At 50.0% G+C, this 18,943-nt stretch carries 21 protein-coding genes; 10 read left to right on the top strand and 11 right to left on the bottom strand.

The window, feature by feature from the left end; translation table 11 throughout:
• Window positions 1-6: 6 nt before the first annotated feature.
• Complete coding sequence (locus tag ABWO75_RS01935; protein ID WP_353182052.1) at window positions 7-1,215, bottom strand: MFS transporter; 1,209 nt, start codon at window positions 1,213-1,215, stop codon at window positions 7-9.
• A 244-nt stretch (window positions 1,216-1,459) separates the two neighbouring features.
• Here ABWO75_RS01935 and ABWO75_RS01940 point away from each other — a divergent pair, with 244 nt between their 5' ends.
• From ABWO75_RS01940 to rlmB, 4 genes are all read left to right on the top strand, one after another.
• Complete coding sequence (locus tag ABWO75_RS01940) at window positions 1,460-1,957, top strand: DinB family protein (protein WP_353182015.1); 498 nt, start codon at window positions 1,460-1,462, stop codon at window positions 1,955-1,957.
• A 68-nt stretch (window positions 1,958-2,025) separates the two neighbouring features.
• Window positions 2,026-3,261, top strand: coding sequence for an ornithine--oxo-acid transaminase (rocD, locus tag ABWO75_RS01945; RefSeq protein ID WP_353182017.1), 1,236 nt, complete (start codon window positions 2,026-2,028; stop codon window positions 3,259-3,261).
• A 441-nt stretch (window positions 3,262-3,702) separates the two neighbouring features.
• Window positions 3,703-4,440 carry a hypothetical protein gene (locus ABWO75_RS01950; RefSeq protein WP_353182019.1) on the top strand — a complete coding sequence of 246 codons (738 nt, stop codon included), beginning with the start codon at window positions 3,703-3,705 and terminating at the stop codon, window positions 4,438-4,440.
• 31 nt (window positions 4,441-4,471) lie between these two features.
• Window positions 4,472-5,248, top strand: a complete 777-nt coding sequence (gene rlmB, locus ABWO75_RS01955; RefSeq protein ID WP_353182021.1) for a 23S rRNA (guanosine(2251)-2'-O)-methyltransferase RlmB — start codon at window positions 4,472-4,474, stop codon at window positions 5,246-5,248.
• A gap of 3 nt (window positions 5,249-5,251) precedes the next feature.
• Here the strand turns inward: rlmB and ABWO75_RS01960 are convergent, their stop codons facing one another.
• The 5 genes from ABWO75_RS01960 to ABWO75_RS01980 form a co-directional block, all read right to left on the bottom strand.
• Complete coding sequence (locus ABWO75_RS01960; protein WP_257656470.1) at window positions 5,252-5,377, bottom strand: 30S ribosomal protein THX; 126 nt, start codon at window positions 5,375-5,377, stop codon at window positions 5,252-5,254.
• A gap of 196 nt (window positions 5,378-5,573) precedes the next feature.
• Entirely contained in the window at window positions 5,574-6,170 is a 597-nt protein-coding gene (locus ABWO75_RS01965) for a YceI family protein (RefSeq protein WP_353182023.1), read from the bottom strand.
• A gap of 166 nt (window positions 6,171-6,336) precedes the next feature.
• Complete coding sequence (smc, locus tag ABWO75_RS01970; RefSeq protein WP_353182024.1) at window positions 6,337-9,882, bottom strand: chromosome segregation protein SMC; 3,546 nt, start codon at window positions 9,880-9,882, stop codon at window positions 6,337-6,339.
• A 72-nt stretch (window positions 9,883-9,954) separates the two neighbouring features.
• Window positions 9,955-10,548, bottom strand: a complete 594-nt coding sequence (locus ABWO75_RS01975; RefSeq protein ID WP_353182026.1) for a DUF4202 domain-containing protein — start codon at window positions 10,546-10,548, stop codon at window positions 9,955-9,957.
• A 102-nt stretch (window positions 10,549-10,650) separates the two neighbouring features.
• On the bottom strand, window positions 10,651-11,544 hold the full coding sequence (locus tag ABWO75_RS01980; RefSeq protein ID WP_353182054.1) for a pirin family protein: 894 nt from the start codon (window positions 11,542-11,544) through the stop codon (window positions 10,651-10,653).
• Window positions 11,545-11,843: 299 nt separating this feature from the next.
• Between ABWO75_RS01980 and ABWO75_RS01985 the strand changes: the two genes are divergently transcribed.
• Window positions 11,844-12,557 carry a 2OG-Fe(II) oxygenase gene (locus ABWO75_RS01985; protein ID WP_353182028.1) on the top strand — a complete coding sequence of 238 codons (714 nt, stop codon included), beginning with the start codon at window positions 11,844-11,846 and terminating at the stop codon, window positions 12,555-12,557.
• Between the two features lie 17 nt (window positions 12,558-12,574).
• Here ABWO75_RS01985 and ABWO75_RS01990 read toward each other — a convergent pair whose 3' ends face one another.
• From ABWO75_RS01990 to ABWO75_RS02010, 5 genes are all read right to left on the bottom strand, one after another.
• A complete protein-coding gene (locus ABWO75_RS01990; RefSeq protein ID WP_353182030.1) occupies window positions 12,575-13,429 on the bottom strand; it encodes a PIG-L deacetylase family protein in 855 nt (284 codons plus the stop codon).
• Between the two features lie 224 nt (window positions 13,430-13,653).
• The gene (locus ABWO75_RS01995) at window positions 13,654-14,130 is read right to left on the bottom strand and encodes an SRPBCC family protein (RefSeq protein ID WP_353182032.1); all 477 of its coding nucleotides are present in this window, start codon (window positions 14,128-14,130) and stop codon (window positions 13,654-13,656) included.
• Window positions 14,131-14,220: 90 nt separating this feature from the next.
• A complete protein-coding gene (locus ABWO75_RS02000) occupies window positions 14,221-14,598 on the bottom strand; it encodes a nuclear transport factor 2 family protein (RefSeq protein WP_353182034.1) in 378 nt (125 codons plus the stop codon).
• Between the two features lie 121 nt (window positions 14,599-14,719).
• Complete coding sequence (locus ABWO75_RS02005) at window positions 14,720-15,295, bottom strand: dihydrofolate reductase family protein (protein WP_353182036.1); 576 nt, start codon at window positions 15,293-15,295, stop codon at window positions 14,720-14,722.
• A 220-nt stretch (window positions 15,296-15,515) separates the two neighbouring features.
• Entirely contained in the window at window positions 15,516-15,860 is a 345-nt protein-coding gene (locus ABWO75_RS02010) for a winged helix-turn-helix transcriptional regulator (protein WP_353182038.1), read from the bottom strand.
• 96 nt (window positions 15,861-15,956) lie between these two features.
• On the opposite strand from ABWO75_RS02010, the gene ABWO75_RS02015 reads away from it, so the two are divergent.
• The 5 genes from ABWO75_RS02015 to ABWO75_RS02035 all read left to right on the top strand — a co-directional run bounded on the left by ABWO75_RS02015 (window position 15,957) and on the right by ABWO75_RS02035 (window position 18,637).
• Window positions 15,957-16,343: a DoxX family protein gene (locus tag ABWO75_RS02015; RefSeq protein WP_353182040.1), complete on the top strand. Its 387-nt coding sequence runs from the start codon at window positions 15,957-15,959 to the stop codon at window positions 16,341-16,343.
• Entirely contained in the window at window positions 16,340-17,224 is an 885-nt protein-coding gene (locus ABWO75_RS02020) for a pirin family protein (protein ID WP_353182042.1), read from the top strand. Before ABWO75_RS02015 ends, ABWO75_RS02020 begins: the two co-directional genes overlap by 4 nt.
• 94 nt (window positions 17,225-17,318) lie before the next feature.
• Window positions 17,319-17,837, top strand: coding sequence for a hypothetical protein (locus ABWO75_RS02025; protein ID WP_353182044.1), 519 nt, complete (start codon window positions 17,319-17,321; stop codon window positions 17,835-17,837).
• Between the two features lie 88 nt (window positions 17,838-17,925).
• Entirely contained in the window at window positions 17,926-18,420 is a 495-nt protein-coding gene (locus tag ABWO75_RS02030) for a DUF488 domain-containing protein (protein ID WP_353182046.1), read from the top strand.
• A gap of 4 nt (window positions 18,421-18,424) precedes the next feature.
• Window positions 18,425-18,637, top strand: coding sequence for a hypervirulence associated TUDOR domain-containing protein (locus ABWO75_RS02035; RefSeq protein ID WP_353182048.1), 213 nt, complete (start codon window positions 18,425-18,427; stop codon window positions 18,635-18,637).
• Window positions 18,638-18,943 lie beyond the last annotated feature (306 nt).

The following is an 18,943-nucleotide window of genomic DNA, read 5'->3' on the forward strand; positions in this document are numbered from 1 at the left end:
TTGGCGTCAGCTGCTGATTGACGTGTTGGTGCGCCGGAAGATCAGGTGGCCCAGCAGCATCAATACCGAACAGCCGATTCCCACAAACGTCACACCCGTCCACCCCATATATTCCCAGGCCAGTGCCGCAATAAAGGTGCCCAGTGATCCACCGATGAAATAGCTGGTCATGTAAATGGTATTTACCCGGTTTGTCGCTTCGGGATGCCGAGCAAAAATGATGGCTTGGTTGGTCAGGTGGATGGCCTGCAGTGCCATGTCGATGAGCAGCACGCCGATAATCAGCGCCAGGTAGCTTGTAGCACCCGGACCGCCCAGCAGGAACCAGGAGAGCAGCGTAACGACAGTCATGATAATGATAACCCGGTTTTTGTCCAGCCGGTCGATCCGTTTGCCCAGGATAGCCGGTGCAATTGCGCCCGCCACCCCCAGAATTCCGAATGCGCCGGCTATCCCGCTCCCGGCATGAAACGGCGGTCCTTCCAGGTGAAAGACCAACGTAGTCCAGAATGCGGTAAATGTAGCAAAGCTGCATGCTCCACGCCAGGAGGCCAGCCGCAGTTCCGGGTCCGACCGGAAGTAATGCGCGAGCGAACGCATCAGCGCGGTATAGCCGCCGGTGAAACCGGGTGCCACTTCAGGCAACTGGCGGATCAGGATAATCCAGTAGATGAACATGGCTATCGCCCCGCCGAAATACATATAACGCCAGCCCAGGTATTCACCCACTATGCCACTGATGATGCGTGAGGCAAGCACGCCGATCAGCAGACCGCTCATGACCAAGCCGATGGCGTGGTTTTTACGGTCGGGGGTAGCCAGCGTGGCGGCCATCGGCACGAACAGTTGCGGTATCACGCAGCTCAATCCGATCAGGAAGCTTGCCGTTGCCAGCCCTGTCAGTGAGCCACTGAAAGTCGCCAGCAGCAGCGAAAGTGGAATAAACGGAAAAATAGCCAGCACCAGCCGCCTGCGGTAAAACATATCGGCCAATGGTACCACAAAGAACAGTCCGGCCGCATACCCGATCTGCGTGAGCATGGCTACAATACCCACCTCACTTTCTGAAACGTTAAAGTCGCGGGCAATTTCGCCCAGTAGGGGCTGGTTGTAATAATTATTGGCTACAACAAGCCCGGCACCGACGGTCATCAGCCATAGCGTCCGTTTATCCAGGCCACTGTCGGGGGGAGCGGGTTGCCTATCGTAAAACATCAAGCGAAAACCTCCTTTGCTTTCCCGCGATAGCCGTGCCGATCCCGGAGAGCAAAACAACGGTCAGGTACCCGGTGCCGGTACGGCAATGACAGGGGAGAACCGGGGATAAATACAATCATTTGCTGCTTTTTCATCAGGTAGTTTTTGAAACGGGGCAAAAATACCTAATTTTTTTCCGCCCTGCCATAACGTTGTCACCCGCGGCCCCTACTTTCGCTTAATAACAAATAATAACAGCACAATGGATATCATTAAAGCACTTTTAACTGAAATGGAAAATGAAGCGGTAACCACCCGCAAAATGCTGGCACTCGTACCGGACGACCGGCTTGACTGGTCGCCGCACCCGAAAAGCATGTCACTGAAACAACTGGCCACACACATTGCGGAGATTCCTTCGTGGGTGGTAATCGCCGTTGACCATGATGAACTGGATTTCAATGCAGGCAGCTATCAGCCGGCACCCGTTAGCAGCAATGCAGATTTGCTGGCGCTGTTCGATCAATCATACCAGGCCGGGCATGACGCATTGAGCCGGTTATCGGAATCCAATCTGGATACCCCCTGGATCATGCGCGGTGGTGATGTCGTTTACCTGGACACCACAAAGTACGGCATGGTCCGCCATGCCTTTGCCCAAACGATACACCACCGGGCGCAGTTGGGCGTGTTCCTGCGGTTGCTGGATATCGCCATTCCCGGAAGTTACGGGCCGAGTGCCGATGAAATGGGGGGATAGCCCCCATTTTCCGGCCTGGGCCGCTTTCACCGTCCGGTTTTCCGGAAAAAGAATGTTAAATTTGGCACATGTCACGCAAAACCGGTCAGCATACCAAAACCCAGGAATTCATTGCGAAGGAATTAACCTACAGTGCCCATAACTACCACCCCCTGCCGGTGGTGCTGGAACGGGGTGAGGGGGTATACCTGTGGGATGTGGAAGGAAAGCGGTATTACGATTTCCTTTCCGGTTATTCTGCCGTTAATCAGGGTCATTGCCATCCGAAGATTATCGCAGCGCTGGTAGATCAGGCCCAGAAGCTCACGTTAACGTCCCGGGCATTTCACAGCGACCTGCTGGCATCGTATGCGCAGTACATCACGGGATATTTCGGATATGACAAGGTACTGCCCATGAACAGCGGGGTGGAAGCAGTGGAAACGGCATTGAAAATAGCCCGCCGCTGGGGGTACGATAAAAAAGGCATACCGGCCAATCGGGCCAAAATCATTACAGTGGAAGGTAACTTCCATGGCCGGACACTTAACGTTGTTTCGTTCAGCACAGACCCATCGTCACGCGATGGCTTCGGACCGTTCATGCCCGGTTACAAAATTATTCCATACAACGACCTTGAAGCATTGGCTGCTGCATTAAACGACCCGGATGTCGCCGGTTTTCTGGTGGAGCCTATCCAGGGCGAAGCAGGGGTTTATGTACCCGATGACGGTTACCTGGCGGCGGCCTATGCATTATGCCAGAAAGCCAATGTGTTATTTATCGGAGACGAAATCCAGACCGGACTGGCCCGGACAGGCCGGATGCTGGCGTGCGACCACGAAGGGGTCCGGCCGGATATCCTGATCCTCGGTAAAGCACTCAGCGGCGGAACGATGCCGATATCGGCGGTACTGGCGGATGATGCGGTGATGCTTTGCATTAAGCCGGGTGAGCATGGTTCTACTTTCGGAGGGAACCCACTGGCCTGTAAGGTTGCCATTGCTGCCCTGGAAGTACTCAAAGAAGAAAACCTGGCCGCGCACGCGGATGAACTGGGTGCTTATTTCCGGGAAAGGCTGCGGACGCTCCACCACCCCAACATCAGGCAGGTGAGGGGTAAGGGCCTGCTTAATGCCGTGGTGATTGACCACACGAATCCCGATGCCGCCTGGGAGCTTTGCCTGGCGCTGAAAGCCAATGGGCTGCTTGCCAAACCGACGCACGGCGACAAAATCCGTTTTGCGCCGCCCCTGGTGATTACGCGGGAGCAGCTGGACGAATGTATCGAGCTTATTAAAATAAGCCTGACAGCCATAGCGTAGTCATTTTATTCGGCATACGTATACCTATTCCGGTCTTTTTAACCGCAGTCCGATGATGCGGCAGGAGAATCCATTCGGTTGTTCTTGGAAATTAGTCCGGCTCCGCACCGTAACACCTCCGCGGTGCGGGTAGGGTGAGACCGGACTTCCACCACAGTGACAGCACGTGCCGCCACGTGAAACGTGGACGCAACGTGGACTTACCGTGCAATCAGGGTGCACACATAGCGACGCAGTGCCGGCGCATGGCCGGCGCCGTGCCGGGGCGATCGCAGCGGGTGTGTTAATTTCCATTTTCATAACGACGCCCCGATAGGCCATTTTCAAATTCATAAGGCATCCCGAAGTCCGGTTTTAAATTCCGTAAAAATTAATAAATAATTGACATACAGTATTTTGTTTCCTTAACTTAGCCTAATGTTACACTAAAAAAAGGAAACTATGGGAAAGGTAGAAAATGGTTATGTCCGCGGGTTGGTGGGCTCCGTAATCAGTCGCCGGGTAGGCGACCTGAATGTGTTACAGGGGCGCCCCCGGTTACGGAAGAAGCCGACCGAGGGCACAAAAGCCGCGGGAATGGATTTTGGTACGGCCAGCCGCTGTGCAAGGATGATCAGGCAGGCGTTCTGGACCCTGATCCTGGATTATCAGGACGGTGGTATGATCAACCGGCTGAACGCACAGGTATTGCGGGCAATGCGGGCGAACCACAGCCAGCAGGCGGGAACCATGCAGCTCGCCGCCGGAAAGTTACGCCGCCTGGCGGATTTCCAGTTCAATGCTAAATGCCACGTACAGGATTACCTGTTTGCGGATATTGAGATCACCTGCACAGCACCGGACGGCCTGGACATCATTATCCCGGCCTTTGATTCGGAGCGAGATCTGCTTTGGTCGGGCAATGTGACGCACTGCCGCATTCGGCTCCAGGCATTTGCTTTTGATTTCAGCACCGGGACCTGGCATAAAGTCGGCAACAGCGAACACCTCATCCCGTTGCGTACGCGGGAAAAAGCAGTGCCGCGGCAATCCTGGCATTTCGACGTGTCCGATCCGGCCGGGACGGTAATTATAGCAGGTATGTCGCTTGAATTTTTGCGTCATATGCCGCAGGGTTTTCATTTACTGAACGATAAGGCACTGCATCCTGCGGCCATATTGGGTGCTTTTGTGGTATAATATCCGTAACTTCGCCGGCAAATACGAATATATGCAACAACAGCATTGGCGGGGTGGTCAGGAGAAGCGGGAAACAAACCAACAGGTTTATGGCATTCGTGCAGTCATTGAAGCCATTGACAGCGGAAAGGAAATCGAGTCTATTTTCGTTCAGCGCGGCCTTAGCGGCCAGCTGCTGGCAGAACTGAAGCAGGTGCTTAAGCAATACGGCATCACATATCAGCAGGTCCCGGCAGAAAAACTGAACCGTATGACACGCAAAAACCACCAGGGGGTCATCGCGGTCATCTCACCGATCACTTACCAGCGGACGGAAGACCTGGTACCGGCCATCTACGAAAGGGGAGAAGTGCCCCTGTTGCTTATACTGGACGGTGTTACGGATGTACGCAATCTGGGCGCTATTGCCCGCACTGCCGAATGCGCGGGTGTGCACGCACTCATCGTGCCGAAAAGAGGTTCTGCCGAGATCAATCCCGACGCGATCAAGACCTCGGCGGGTGCACTGTACAAAATCAACGTATGCCGGGAAGATAGCCTAGCCAAAACCGCGCGGTTCCTGCAGGATTCCGGTATTCAATTGGTGGCCTGTACGGAGAAGACAACCGACAACCTGTATCAGCTGGATTATACCGCGCCAACGGCGCTGGTGCTGGGGTCGGAGGAGCATGGCATCTCGGATGAACTTATCCGCATAGCGGATCACCTGGCGAAGATACCCATGGCCGGATCAATCGCGTCACTTAACGTTTCGGTATCGGCTGGTGTGGCACTGTATGAGGCCCTTCGGCAACGGATGGCAATCTAAACGTTATGCTTTTGCTGCGGTACCGGACGGTACCCGTTGCTGTTTCTTCTGCTTTTTCCGCGGCCTTTTCTTGCCATAGGACCCCGCAACAATTTTTCCGCGTTTTGTTTTTTTATCTCCTTTTCCCATGAGTTGTGCATGTATAAGGGTTAAAAAATAAATGTTCAACAGGTAAAAGGCTAATTTAACAAAATTGTTTTATAAAAAAGCATTTCAGCGGGTGTCACCGGATACATCCGGCAGCGATCGGCCGGATGCCAAAGAAAATGCCACCGGCAAAAAGGCACGGTGGCATAAGTAACGGTATGTGTTTTTTCGGGGGCGGTTATTGCCTGATGAACTCGCCATCGGCCTGGATGCGGACCTCATCGCTCAGCATTGGCGCAGGAAACTTCGGACCTACGCCGAAATCGGAACGTTTAATGACGCCGGTAAGTTGAAAGCCGGCCGTCTGGCTGTTATTGTTTGGATTTTCATTTGTACCCCGGTACCACAGGTCCATCGTTACGGGTTTGGTAACGCCATGGATGGTCAGGTTTCCACTGAGCTTATAGCGGTTTTCGCCGGCGGATTCGATGCCCGTGCTGCTGAAAGTGAGTTCCGGGAATTTCTCCACATCAAAAAAGTCGGCACTCCGCAGGTGGTCGTCCCGTTTTTTTACTTCCGTATTGATGGAAGCCGCGTTTATCGTAAGTGTAAAAGCGGCATCGCTGAAATTGGGCTGTGCCGCGCTGATGGTGGCATCAAACTGCTGGAAGAGCCCCAGAATGTCAGAGATGCCGGAATGCGTAATCATAAACGTGATTTTCGAGTGGTTAGGGTCTGCCTTCCACGTTTGTTGCGCGGTAGCGACCGTGCTGGCAAGGCAAACGAGCAGGACCATTGCGAATGCCCGCTTGATTAATTGTTCATACTTTTTCATCGTTATTTGTTTTAAGGGTGAATATCAGTTCCGAATCCGGTACGGTCTGACGGCCGTGCGATGCCATGACAGCCGGATAACGCATAGGGCTAATATAGCAAATGTGTTTCAAAGATTAAATCAGCAATTTGTTAATGTATTTTTTAGTCGGCAACCCGGCGGCTGTTTAGGCAACTTCGCGCATATCCACGGCGACAACCCGAGAAATGCCCTGTTCTACCATGGTAACTCCGTAGATGACATCGGTACTGGCAATCGTCCGTTTGTTATGTGATACAATAATAAACTGCGACTGTCCCGAAAATTCGCGGATGATGTTGTTGAATTTATCAATGTTCGTATCATCCAGCGGTGCATCTACCTCATCAAAGATACAGAACGGCGCCGGCTTAAGTAAGTACAGGGAAAACAGCAGGGCGGTGGATGTCAGGGTCTTTTCGCCGCCCGAAAGCTGGTTGATGGAGAGCGGGCGTTTGCCCTTTGGGCGCGCCATGATCTCAATGTCCGATTCCAGCGGATTATCCGGATCACTGAGGACCAGATCGCAGCTATCCTCCTCATTGAATAATGAGCGGAATACCGTAATGAAATTTTCGCGGACCCGGGTAAAGGCATCCATAAATTTCTCCCGGGCGATGTCGTCTATTTCACGGATGGTTTCCAATAATGAATTCTTGGCATCCAGCAGATCCTGTTTTTCCTTGGTGATAAATGTATATCGCTCGTTCATCTCCTGATAAGCTTCCATTGCCATGGGGTTGATGCTGCCAAATTCATCCAGTTGCCGGCGGAGTTTCTCGGTTTTTTGTTTCAGTGTGTCTTCATCTTCCTCCGTATCGGTGGCCGGTGCTTCCAGCAGGTCCTCGATATCAATGGAGAACTCGATGGATAACCGTTCCTTCAAGGCGTTCAGTTCGAGTTTCAGGTTCGTTTTCTGGTCCCGCAGTTCATTGAACAGCAGGTCGGTGTTGTCTTTCTGCCGCCGCAGCTGGCCGATCAGGTCCTCCAGCTCGTTGATGCCGCCCCGTGAAGCGTAATAATCCTCTTCCAGCTGCTGGAGCCCCTTCTCGTAGGCATCTTTCTGGGTATACATGGCCAGCAGGTCATCATCTGAATCATCGACGTGTTGCAGGGTGTCTTTGATCTGCAGCTGCACCTGTTCATATTCAGCACTGTTTTTTGTAATCCGGTCTTCGTATGTATCGTGCAGGGACTGGCGGTATTCAAGGTCTTTTAATGTGCTGTTCACCTTATTTTGTTGCTGGTGGAAGCGGATATTTTCCTGGTTATAGGTAGTTGATTTTTCGGTTAACCATTCCGACACTTCCTGGAACGCCTCCTGCAGGGCCTGCAGTTCTGCGCGTTGGCCTTCCTGCTCGGATTTCTGCTTCTCCAGGCGGGGTTCGGCCCCGCGGAGTTCTTCGGCTATCGTTGCCAGTTTCTGTTCGATGTCCTGCTTCCGGTTCCGGCTGTTGGCAATAAATGCCTGGTACTGTTCCTGTTTTGTTTTTACCGAAACCAATTCATGGTCGAGCCTGTTGAGCTGCTGGCCCAACTCTTCGGCAAGCGCCTTTTTAGAGGAACCTTTCAGGTCTTCCATTTTTTGCGATGCTTCTCCAAGGGCTGCCTGGAGCGCATCGATGTCACTGCCAAGGGATTTGATTTCCTTCGCCAGCGTTTCGAGGTTCTTTGCCCGGCCGATGCGTTTTCCTTCGAAGAGGCCCACGGAGCCGCCGGACAGCCCCAGCTGGTTTTTGCTGAATTTGCCGCTTTTGTGCAACAGCACCCAATGGGTATCCGGCAGGGCGGTTTCCAGTGCCCGCTCGTCGCCGGACTCCAGCAGATATACATTATGCAGCAATATCCGGCATAACGGCAGGTATTGCGGCGCTACACTGATGATGTCGAGTGCGGGTACCAATCCGGTCTGCGGAACCGGGGTGACGGCCGGTGCCGCAAGCTGGTCGATCGCGTCAAGGACAAAAAAATTGGCACGTCCGCGCGTGGCGTCGCTGAGCAAGCGGACGGCCTGTACAGCCTCGTCCTGCCGCTGCACCACGTAATGGTTCATGAACGGCTCCAGGTAATTTTCAATGGCGATACGGTACTCGGGTTTGCAGGAGAGCACGTCCGAAAAGAGCGGATAGTTCTTTTTCCAGCCTGCGTTTTTCCGAAGGAAACGGATTGACTCCGGGAATCCCTCGAGATTATCAACCAGCGATTTGGTTAGGTTATATTCGTTTTGTTTGGCATCCAGCTGGCGATTGTTGCTGCTGAGCGTTTCTTTGATCGACTGGATCTGCGCCGCTGTGCCATCCAGTTGTTGCTGGAGTTCCTCTTCAAACCGTATGGCGAGATCATAGGCTTGCTGCTGGCTTTCGATCCGTCCCTCAAGGTCAGCTACCAATGTATTAAACTGGTCGAGCTCTGTCGCTTTTGACTCGGTATCGGCCACGTTGCGCAGGCTCTCCTGGGTCAGCGCGTCGCGCTGGATATGGAGCACGGCAATTTCCTTTTCCAGTTTGTAGATCTCATTCTGCACTTCCGTATTCCTGCGGGTCTGTGCGTCGAATTTGTTTTTGGCCGTTTGCTGCTGGCCGCGCAGTTCCTCCACTTCGGTACGCTGCTTTTCAAGTCCAGCCACAATACCATCCAGTTTGAGCTGCTCCACAGCATGCTCTTCGTTGAGCCGTTTAATGTTGTACAAGGCATGGTTAAGCTGCTGGCGATCCTGTGTCAGTTCATTGTTCAGCCGTGTTTCCTTATCCTGTAAGTTTCGGAGCTGCTCGTTTTTTACCTTTTTATCACTCTCATACGCCCGTATTTTTGCGACGTATTCGTTCGTGATTTTCTGCTGGATGGCCAGGTTCTTTTCTTTGACCAGGCTTTCCTGCTTCTGTTGCTGGAGCAATGCCTCCTGCCGGCCGATTTCTGTAGTAATCCGCGTCTGATCCGTCCGCTGGGTCAATTCCTGCGCCTCGAGCACCGCGAGTGATTCGCTGAACCGGGCAATCCGGTGGGTGGCCAGTGCGACGCTTAATGCTTTGTATTGCTCCTTGATGCGGTAATACCGCTCTGTTTTTTTTGCCTGATTTTCGAGCGTTTTGAGGTTCTTCTCAATCTCAAAAAGGAGATCTTCTACCCGTTCAAGGTCGTTCTCCGTATCGCGCAGCTTATTCAGCGTCTGTTTCTTCCTAACCTTGTATTTGGAGATGCCCGAAGCTTCCTCGAAAAGGTTGCGTCTTGAGTTTTCTTTGTTATTGATGATTTCATCAATCATCTTCAATTCGATGATCGAGTAGGTATCAGCGCCGATGCCGGTGTCCAGAAACAGGTCCGTGATGTCTTTCAGCCGGCATTTGACATCATTAAGCCGGTACTCACTTTCACCGGTCCGGTATAACTTGCGGGTAATCGTCACCTGGGAGAATTCAGTGGGAAGCACGTTGCGGGTATTATCGAACGACAGGGAAACTTCGGCCAGGTTGGCGGCCTTGCGGTTCTTGGTGCCATTGAAAATAATGTTCTCCATCTTTTCGGAACGCAGCATCCGCGTGCTTTGCTCACCCAGTACCCACCGGATGGCATCTACTACGTTGGACTTACCGCATCCATTGGGCCCCACAATAGCGGTAACCCCTGCATTGAAGTGGATGGTGATTTTATCGCCGAAACTTTTAAAGCCTTTTATTTCGAGTTTGGTAAGCTGCATGCAACGTAATTATACTCCTCGCGAATTTAATAATTTTGCTGAAGTTGCGTCGTTTTGTCCGGTGATGAAATACTATAGCTGCGCCAACGCCGCTTCGACATGCTGTTTTCCCTGGGCTGAATAGTCGAGCGCGAGGGCGTGGCGATGCCCCTCGGCGTCCATCTTTTTGAGTGATTTGCGGAGGATATCCACGATTTTGTCTGTGTGCCGGGGCCAGAAATCCTCATATTGGAACTGCAGAAAGACCAGACACAGTGCGTTTTCCATGAGCTGTACCTCGTGGTCCGCTTTCAGTTTTATTTTACGGACGATTTGCTTTACCCGTTCAATGGTGTCAGCGGAATAGCCAATCGGCGCCAGCAGCTCCTCCGCTTTTTCCGCATGGTACAGGCTCAATGCTTTTCGCCAGGTCAGGTATCCTTCCCGGTCCTGTGGGTAATCACCGCGGGGTATTTCCCACCGGCCGATGTGCTGGCACCGGGACGCAAGCAGCAACGCTTCACCGGCATCGGGACTTAATTTCAATATCCAGCCGTGGAGTTTGAGGGAAAGAAAATATTCCTGGGGATAGGTATTCCCTTCCCATATAAATGGGTTGGGATCCTGTTTGTTATATTGGTCAAATACCTGGAATGCGCGTTCGAACTTTTCTGTTGATGATGTCATTTTATCACTTATTGTCCGGTATCAGGGAGTCAGCTTGCCACGGCGGCCGGGTGATCCATGGATATAACCGGGATATGCAAACATACGAAATGGTGATTTATTTTATGTCCGGCTTGTTCCCGGCAGGGGAACGTACTCCTGTTCGTCGCCGGGAACCAAAGGGAACGCATCGTGATGCTGGTTTTCCCAGTTCACTTTGGCTTCTTCAATCAACGCTTTATCCGAGTTTACGAAATTCCAGTATATAAAACGTTCCTCGTCGAAGGGCATTCCGCCAAAAAGATAGACCGTCGTGTTCTCATTCATTTCGAACGTGCAAAGGTTGGCGTCCTTGGCGATTAACAGCTGTTTTGAGCCATAGGGATTGCCTTCGATGTTTACCGTGCCCTCCAATACATACAATGCAGCCTCGCCATATAAATCCTTTCCGATCGTTAGTTTACGGGCTGTTTTGGTCTTGATTTCAATAAAAAACAACCTGCTGTGAACGGGAACGGGAGACTTTCTTCCAAACGCTTCGCCGGCGATCAGTTTGTACTGCGTATCCTCTTCCTGCCAGACCGGGATGGCATCTGCCTCAATATGAAAGAAAGTGGGAGCCTGTTGTTCGACCTGTTTTGGAAGGCCTACCCAAATCTGGAAACCATGGAGGTTCTTCTCCGTTTCCCTTAAATATTCCGGTGTTCTTTCCGAGTGTACGATGCCCTTTCCGGCGGTCATCCAGTTGACGGCTCCTGGGGTGATTTCCACGGCATTTCCAATACTGTCGCGGTGGAAAATAGCACCTTCAAGCAGGTACGTTAATGTAGAAAGTCCGATATGGGGATGAGGCGGAACGTCCAGGTTCTGGTAATCTTTCAATGCTGCAGGCCCCATGTGATCGATAAAAACAAAAGGTCCGACAGCTCTTTTCTGACGAAAGGGAAGCAGCCTGCCGACTAAAAAATTTCCGATATCCGCCGCTTTTTCCTCAATGATCAATCCAATATTTGACATCATAATGTGATACCCCTTAACACTTTTTCAAAATAAACGTGTAGTAAATATACCGGATTCTATGGCAATATACAAATGGATTCCTTCCGGTAGCATTGTTTATTACCTGATACTTTATAAAAATGAGCATAATATATTTTAAATAAGTATATTATGATTTTAATAAAATCGTGAATATCCAATTGTACCCATCCGGGTCCGGGATCAGCGGCATCCAAACCACGTAATAGAAAACCGCAAATTTCGGATTTTCCGCCTCCGGTAAGGATATTAATTTTACCCCCGGTAAACACCGGGTTATGGAGAACATAGAAATGCGATTAGCCGCGAAGGACTGGCAGGCTATCACAACGGAACTGCATGATAAGGGTTTTGTTATCGTCCGGGATGTAATGCACCGGCAGGAATGCGATGCGCTGATTGCGGCATACGGTGCCAGCGATACGTACCGCAAAACAATCAGTATGCAACGCTACCGGTTTGGCCGGGGGGAATACAAATATTTCCGGTATCCATTGCCCGGATTGATTACGGCATTACGGGAAAAGGTATATGCTGAAATTGCACCCGTTGCCAACCAATGGATGCAGGAGCTGCGTATCGACAACAGGTTCCCGGCTACACATCAGGAGATGAAAAAACGTTGCTGGGAATATGGGCAACGAGAACCAACGGTTCTTATTTTAAAATATGGCGAAGGGGACTTCAATACACTGCACCGGGACCTTTACGGTGAGGTTTATTTTCCGTTACAGGCGGTCTTTATGCTTAACCAGGTTGGGAAAGATTATACCGGCGGTGAATTTGTGATAACCGAGCAAATACCCCGTGCACAGTCCAAGGCAAATGTATTGACCCCTGACCGGGGTGATATGGTCATTTTTACCACTAATTTTCGACCAGAGAACGGAACCCGCGGCCACTATCGTGTACAGATGAGGCATGGCGTCAGTCCACTCCACGGCGGCAACCGGCACAGCCTTGGTATCCTATTCCACGACGGGCTTAGCTGACTAATGCCATCCGCTGGTTATTTCCGGGGCAGCATGGGAAACAGTACGTACATTTCGCTTTCGGTAAGCTGGCGGCCAAATTCAGCTATTTCAAAAGCCTCGGCGTATTTGATGCCGGAAATGTCTGTTCCGTACCATTTTGTCAGCGCGGGTGTGTTGACGGCAGTCACGCTGCTGAACGGGTAGGTGTTTTCGTAAATCAGCTTTTTCTGTTTTTCCGGATCTGCCCTTACCTCGTCCAATATCCCCATACCGTGGGGGATGGCATCATTGACCTGTGACCGCTGGGCGGCACAGGCCGCCAGCTTGGTTGGCCATACCGAGTCAATTCCAACGGCGAAATCAGGTATGTAGGAAAAATTGATGGTATGAAAATCACGGATATATACAAAAACTGGCGTTTTTTCCATCTGGAGGCGGGGCGCAGCATCCCGGACGATGTAGCCGGCGGTCATGTTATCGGTGTGGCCGCCTACCGCCGGATAATAGGTGAATACCACATCTGCATTCCAATCCTGAATGCTTTTGATTACTTTATCCTGTACTTCTTTGGTGTTTTTCAGGTATTGGTCGTGGTAATCGAGCACCTCGTAGTCGCCAAGGGAGAGGATTTGCTTGGATTCCATGGCTTCTCCGTAACGCATTTTAGCCAGTTCAGCAGGTTCCATGGAATAATGCCCGGCATCGCCGTTAGTTAAGGACATGAACTTGACTTCGTGCCCCATTTTTGTGTAAAGTGCAGTGATGCCGCCGGTATATATTTCACCTTCATCCGGGTGGGCGAAGATGACCATTACCTTCAGTTTTTGCTGGGCAAAGGCCAGGGAAGTACATAAGATAAAAATGGTCGTCAACTGGAGTAATCTGGTCATAATCGTTTATTTAAGGTTTATCATCAAAAATAACGATTTTTGGGAAGATACATAGCTAACACTAACAATTTGTCAGTTGCTGGAAAGTTGACGTCACCCCTTCCTTAAAGCCCATCTCCAGCTCCTTTTCGGGGCCGGAAACCGTATCGTAGGTCAATAGCATTTCCGTTTTTAATTGCAGCCAAATAATTGCCTGACTGATCAAACAGGATCGGGATCGGTAGCTATTGTCCGTGATTACTTAATTCCTTTGGAAACTTGTCGCCAATTAAATTCAGTTTCAGGTTATGTTCCAGATAAGCTTTCATCCCGTCCAAAACTGTCGTAAATCCGCCAGTGTTGTCTTTTATGGCTTGTATTAAATCGTCACCCGTTTCCTTGAAGCCGTAATTTTTGATAACAACGTAAGTCGTTTCGTCCGTCAGCTGTGTAAACTCAAAATCGACGGTTACATCCGGCGTATTGTCCCATTCAATGGACAGCTTTTTATTCGGAACGATCTCCTTTACGAATACGTTCGTTGAAACGCCGTACATTTCCCATTCCCAGGTTATTGTTTTGCCTATTTCCAATTGTCCGCTCGACTTCGTAAACCAAAAATTGGTTGTGATTTCCGGATCAATAAATGCCTGGAAAACTATTGCCACAGGTTTTCTGATCAGCATTTGCGCCTCTACTATTGGGGTTTTTGTTGCTGCCATTTTTGCTTTATTTTAATTGAATTTTATCGTCTTTCTGTCAATCAATCTGGTCTTCATGGAGAATAAATAACACGGGTTCGCGACAACAGGCTATGGTAATTGCATAAAACTTGCGCCGATTACCTTCAATGTGCCTTCGATACGCTTCCATACCCGGAAATAACGGAATTGCCCTTCCAAGGGTGTTCCCGCTACTTTCCCCTTCGCCGTCATCGTGACAATGGAAAGTGCGGTTCCGCCTGTTATTTTAATGTTGTCAATTGTTGTTGAAGCTTCTTCAATGACCATCGTTTTTGTGCGATGTGAGTCTAGGTCCATTTCCTTGGTTACTACCTGTCCTGTCGGTGCAACCGCAATTAAATCGTCGTACAACAACTGGTCAAGCCTGTCTACATCGCTGATCCGCTGAGCCGAAAAAAGTTTGTTTTCCGCTTCAATCACTTCTTCTCTGGTAATCGGTTTTTCCATATGTTGTTTCTTTAGGACATGCTGTTCCCATTTGAATACAAACTTGATCAATAAAGGTTGGATATTGCGGCCTAAATATGACAATTTTAATGACCGATTACGACAAAGGTGGACGGTTTCCTTAATTGATGGGCTCGTAGGTATGCAGCATGGTGCCTTCGGAGAACGTTTTGCTCCCGGTAAGCCTTAAGGGAAACAGCTTATCTTGTTCGGGAAACAGGCGATATCCGTTGCCGATAGCCACCGGGGCAACGATCAATTGTATTTCATCAAACAGACTGGCTTGCAGCAACGATTGCGCAAGCGATAGGCTTCCCCACATGACCATGTTTTTCCCGACACCTTTCTTCAGGGATCGGATATAAGCAATGGCATCATCCGCCACCAGGGAAATATTTCCATGACTGCCCCACACTACCTCTTTTAACGAACTGGAAAATACGATCTTGGGGATGCTGTTCATGGCGGTAGTTATTTTCGGATCTTCACCGGTGGCAGTAGGCCAGAATCCGGCAAATAACCGATAGGTATTCGTGCCCATCAGGATCAGGTCTATGCTGTCCATCAGGGGGCCTTGGTTAGCATCCACGTCCTTTTCCAAGTTGTTATAGGTCCCATCAAAGAATCCGGTTGTCTTATCGCGGTCAGCACAGAACCCGTCGATAGACATGAACTCCTGTAAAATTAGCTTTCTCATCGCGTATATATGTTGTGATTTAAATGTGTTTATCACAAAGTTAACTATAAGGTGAGGGACCCGCGTAGTGCAAAAACGACAATGTGAGGGGGGATACGGGACAACCCGGCGCATAAGTAACCAAGGCTGCTTTTGCATTGCCGGTTTTTACCGCCAGCAAACATAAGCCAACGTGCTTCCATACCCGTTACGATAGGAAGCGGATAGCAGGGTTAGGGGATCAGGTACCCGAGACAATCCGTCGCCGGTGTTCATAGCCCCATTTTTCCATTGCAGACAGCACTTCGCCCAGGGTGTCGCTGTATTCAGTTAGGCCATATTGGACGGTTACCGGTTTGGTATTGCATACTTCCCGGCTGACCAGGCCGTTCAGTTCCAGTTCCTGTAGTTCTTTCGAAAGGATACGGGGTGAAATACCTGCTTCCCTGGATAATTCGTTGAACCCCTTTTTTCCGCTTCGCAGAACGGAGATCAGTACCAGCTTCCATTTTCCGCCTACCACATCCAGCGTGTCCCGGATGGCGAGTTTAGCTTTGGCACAACTTTCTACGGTGTGGGTTTGCATGTGCTATTCTTTTTGTTATTACTATCCTTTATGTAACAGATAACAAATGTATAGTATTTATACGGAAATTTGCTCCATAAATAAAAATTAGATCTTATGTCACCGAAAGCAATCAAAATCACCGGATGGGCACTGACCATCCTATTGGGGCTGTTCCTGATGATGAGCGCCCTGATGAAAATTATGCAGAACGACACCGCCGTGGCCCAGGCTTCGTCATTTGGAATTGATGCAGCGGTTTATCGGTTTATCGGGATTCTCGAAATCACCTCGTTGATTCTGTTCCTTATCCCGAGGACAGGTGTTCTGGGAACCCTTTTACTGGCCGCTTACCTGGGTGGGGCCATTGTAACGCACCTGCAACACCATGAACCGGTCATCATGGCGGTCATTTTTCAGGCCGTCCTATGGATTACGGCCGTGATCCGTTTCCCCGAATTGAAACAAAGACTTTTAGTAAACGGTAAGACGATCAAACAATGAAACAACGGAGCATAGCAAAGATTACCCGGAACCATTGGCACAACGGCTTCCTGGGTGCCGGCCACAAAGCCATGGCCGTACTGGACGGAACCAGCTTTAAGGAATCCGACCCTTTCATCTTATTTATGGACGACAGCCTGGATCTTCCGGGAGGTAAACCCGTGGGCGGGCCCCATCCCCATGCGGGATTTGAGACCCTGACCCTGGTGCTGGAAGGTAACGGGAAGGACTGGGAAACCGGCAGTTTTGAGTTGATGACTGCTGGAAACGGCATTATACACACGGAGGAGATTACATCAAAGCAGCAACTGCGCATCCTGCAGGTGTGGCTGGTGCTTCCGCCGGAAGAACGTTGGACACGGCCACAGCTGCAGCGGATACTGCTCGAGGATGTTCCGAAAATAAAGACCGCCGATTATGAAATCCGGGTTTATAGCGGAAGCAGCAACGGACTGACGTCGCCGCTCAAAAATCACACGCCCTTTACCTTGGTGGATTTCAGGCTGAACAGGCGTGCCGAAATACGCCAGGAAATACCTGCGCATTATAATGGGCTGGTATATATGCTGAAGGGGAGTATCTTGGTTGGCGACAAAACGATCAAGGCCGAAGAGGCTGGCTGGCTGTCCCCATCCGGCGAAGCCGGCGAAATGCTATTCCGGGCTTTGGAAGACGACACTCGGTTTGTGCTGTATGCTGGTCGGCCGCACAACGTTCCCGTCATCCATCACGGCCCGTTCGTTGCCGATTCAATGGAAGATATTGCAAGGCTATACAGGGAATTCCGTGGCGGTACGTTTCCCCATCTGAATGAGTTGGCCACGGAACGGAAAGTAAACTACCGGCTAGTAGATGGTCTGCATATTGGGTTCAATTTCTGATGAACCGGCCAATAATGTATATTTGATTGCTGCTGATGTTCAGGAGGAATCCCTGGGATGACGTCAACAGTGATCAACAGGGATAATACAGCTTATGACCATCGAACAGATTTTCCAGGACAAATCAGTAAAGGTAAAAGCAAAGGTAGCAACTATCGGCGAGTGGCTGGTACGACAAGAATTGCCTTTAGACGAGTTATTGGCATATGCAGGACGGCAAAAGGCTACGGATAAGGCGACTTGCATAGAAGCCGTGGAGTATGCTACAAAAAAGGCGCCGGCTATCGCAGATGAAAACCTGCTCGCCTATGTGACGGAAGCATTGAAAGATGATGAGCCAAGGGTAAAATGGGAAAGCGCAAAAGTAATCGGCAATATCGCCGGGTTATTCCGGGATGGGCTGGGTGAGTCAATTAAGAGCCTCTTGTCAAACACTGCGCGTCAGGGAGCTGTTGTCCGTTGGGCAACGGCTTACGCGCTGGCTGAAATACTGAAATTGAAGACAGCAAACAACGGCAACCTATTGCCAAAGGTGGAAGCACTTTGTGAGTGGGAAGAAGATAACGGCGTTAAGAAAAAATACCTTGACGCATTGAAAAAGGTGAAGAAATGAAATACTTACGGGGTGAGAAAGTTCAAATAGCAAATTGAGCACACACGGTAAAAATATCATCTACACCATAGGTCATTCTACACATAGTATGGGTGATTTTTTGGCTATGCTTCAATCTTTCGATATTAGGGCGCTGGTTGATATTAGAAGGTTTCCGGGTTCACGGAAGTTTCCGCAGTTTGATCAGGACAATCTTGAGGCTTCCTTACGGGAAAACAACGTCAGGTACATACCCATGGAAAATCTGGGCGGTCGAAGGAAAGTGCACCAAGATTCTAAAAATACCCGCTGGCGAAATGCTTCTTTTCGTGGTTATGCAGATTATATGGAAACAGCGGAATTCGTGCAGGGTGTTGAAGCGCTAGCAGCCACTGCATTGGAATGGCCAACTGTGTATATGTGTGCAGAAGCGGTGTGGTGGCGTTGTCATCGCGCGTTGATATCCGATTACCTGAAAGCAAAAGGGTGGACGGTGTTGCATATTATGGACGTGGGTAAAGCGGAAGAACATTCCTATACCTCGCCTGCGACCGTAATTGGCGACCGGGTTTCCTATGCGGATGAAGATTTGTTTAACCAATAAGACAATGATGGGCGCGAAATTTAAAATAGGCGACAAAGTAAGCTGGAATTCTGAAGCAGGAAAAGTCTCGGGTACGATAATTAAAGTGCATACGAAAGATTTCGATTATAAAGGGTATACACACCACGCCACAGCGACCGACCCGCAATATGAAATAAAAAGCGATAAAACAGACCATATCGCTGCACATAAGGGTACCGCACTGACTAAAGTTTGATTAGAAATAATTCCGATGCTTTCGTCGTGAATGAAACTGATAGTTTTTTTAATTTCTAACTATAAGGAGCCTAAATAAATTTTCATACGATAAAATCCCATCTATCAGAACGAGGTTAAGTACGTTTTACCCATACTAATCACCGCAGGCTTGTCAAGAGCTCATTTATTTTTTGTTTTCTGCACTTTCGTTAAAGCCTGAGGTTTGCGACGCTTTGAAAACAAAAAACCCCGCTATTGCGGGGCTTCATTTCTCAGCGGAGAGGGAGGGATTCGAACCCTCGATACGCTCAACACGTATACACAC

Origin of the sequence: Parapedobacter lycopersici (genome assembly GCF_040395035.1) — a bacterium.
Taxonomy (GTDB): domain Bacteria; phylum Bacteroidota; class Bacteroidia; order Sphingobacteriales; family Sphingobacteriaceae; genus Parapedobacter; species Parapedobacter lycopersici_A.

What these genes read in the sequence shown, in the direction of transcription:
- rlmB (WP_353182021.1), top strand. Translation starts at nt 4,472, where the DNA reads ATGCAACAACAGCATTGGCGGGGTGGTCAGGAGAAGCGGGAAACAAAC.
- ABWO75_RS02030 (WP_353182046.1), top strand. Translation starts at nt 17,926, where the DNA reads ATGGGTGATTTTTTGGCTATGCTTCAATCTTTCGATATTAGGGCGCTG.
- ABWO75_RS01980 (WP_353182054.1), bottom strand. Translation starts at nt 11,544, where the DNA reads ATGTCAAATATTGGATTGATCATTGAGGAAAAAGCGGCGGATATCGGA.
- rocD (WP_353182017.1), top strand. Translation starts at nt 2,026, where the DNA reads ATGTCACGCAAAACCGGTCAGCATACCAAAACCCAGGAATTCATTGCG.
- ABWO75_RS01950 (WP_353182019.1), top strand. Translation starts at nt 3,703, where the DNA reads ATGGGAAAGGTAGAAAATGGTTATGTCCGCGGGTTGGTGGGCTCCGTA.
- smc (WP_353182024.1), bottom strand. Translation starts at nt 9,882, where the DNA reads ATGCAGCTTACCAAACTCGAAATAAAAGGCTTTAAAAGTTTCGGCGAT.
- ABWO75_RS02015 (WP_353182040.1), top strand. Translation starts at nt 15,957, where the DNA reads ATGTCACCGAAAGCAATCAAAATCACCGGATGGGCACTGACCATCCTA.
- ABWO75_RS01985 (WP_353182028.1), top strand. Translation starts at nt 11,844, where the DNA reads ATGGAGAACATAGAAATGCGATTAGCCGCGAAGGACTGGCAGGCTATC.
- ABWO75_RS01935 (WP_353182052.1), bottom strand. Translation starts at nt 1,215, where the DNA reads ATGTTTTACGATAGGCAACCCGCTCCCCCCGACAGTGGCCTGGATAAA.
- ABWO75_RS02025 (WP_353182044.1), top strand. Translation starts at nt 17,319, where the DNA reads ATGACCATCGAACAGATTTTCCAGGACAAATCAGTAAAGGTAAAAGCA.
- ABWO75_RS01990 (WP_353182030.1), bottom strand. Translation starts at nt 13,429, where the DNA reads ATGACCAGATTACTCCAGTTGACGACCATTTTTATCTTATGTACTTCC.
- ABWO75_RS01960 (WP_257656470.1), bottom strand. Translation starts at nt 5,377, where the DNA reads ATGGGAAAAGGAGATAAAAAAACAAAACGCGGAAAAATTGTTGCGGGG.
- ABWO75_RS02010 (WP_353182038.1), bottom strand. Translation starts at nt 15,860, where the DNA reads ATGCAAACCCACACCGTAGAAAGTTGTGCCAAAGCTAAACTCGCCATC.
- ABWO75_RS01965 (WP_353182023.1), bottom strand. Translation starts at nt 6,170, where the DNA reads ATGAAAAAGTATGAACAATTAATCAAGCGGGCATTCGCAATGGTCCTG.
- ABWO75_RS01940 (WP_353182015.1), top strand. Translation starts at nt 1,460, where the DNA reads ATGGATATCATTAAAGCACTTTTAACTGAAATGGAAAATGAAGCGGTA.
- ABWO75_RS02020 (WP_353182042.1), top strand. Translation starts at nt 16,340, where the DNA reads ATGAAACAACGGAGCATAGCAAAGATTACCCGGAACCATTGGCACAAC.
- ABWO75_RS02005 (WP_353182036.1), bottom strand. Translation starts at nt 15,295, where the DNA reads ATGAGAAAGCTAATTTTACAGGAGTTCATGTCTATCGACGGGTTCTGT.
- ABWO75_RS02035 (WP_353182048.1), top strand. Translation starts at nt 18,425, where the DNA reads ATGATGGGCGCGAAATTTAAAATAGGCGACAAAGTAAGCTGGAATTCT.
- ABWO75_RS01975 (WP_353182026.1), bottom strand. Translation starts at nt 10,548, where the DNA reads ATGACATCATCAACAGAAAAGTTCGAACGCGCATTCCAGGTATTTGAC.
- ABWO75_RS02000 (WP_353182034.1), bottom strand. Translation starts at nt 14,598, where the DNA reads ATGGAAAAACCGATTACCAGAGAAGAAGTGATTGAAGCGGAAAACAAA.
- ABWO75_RS01995 (WP_353182032.1), bottom strand. Translation starts at nt 14,130, where the DNA reads ATGGCAGCAACAAAAACCCCAATAGTAGAGGCGCAAATGCTGATCAGA.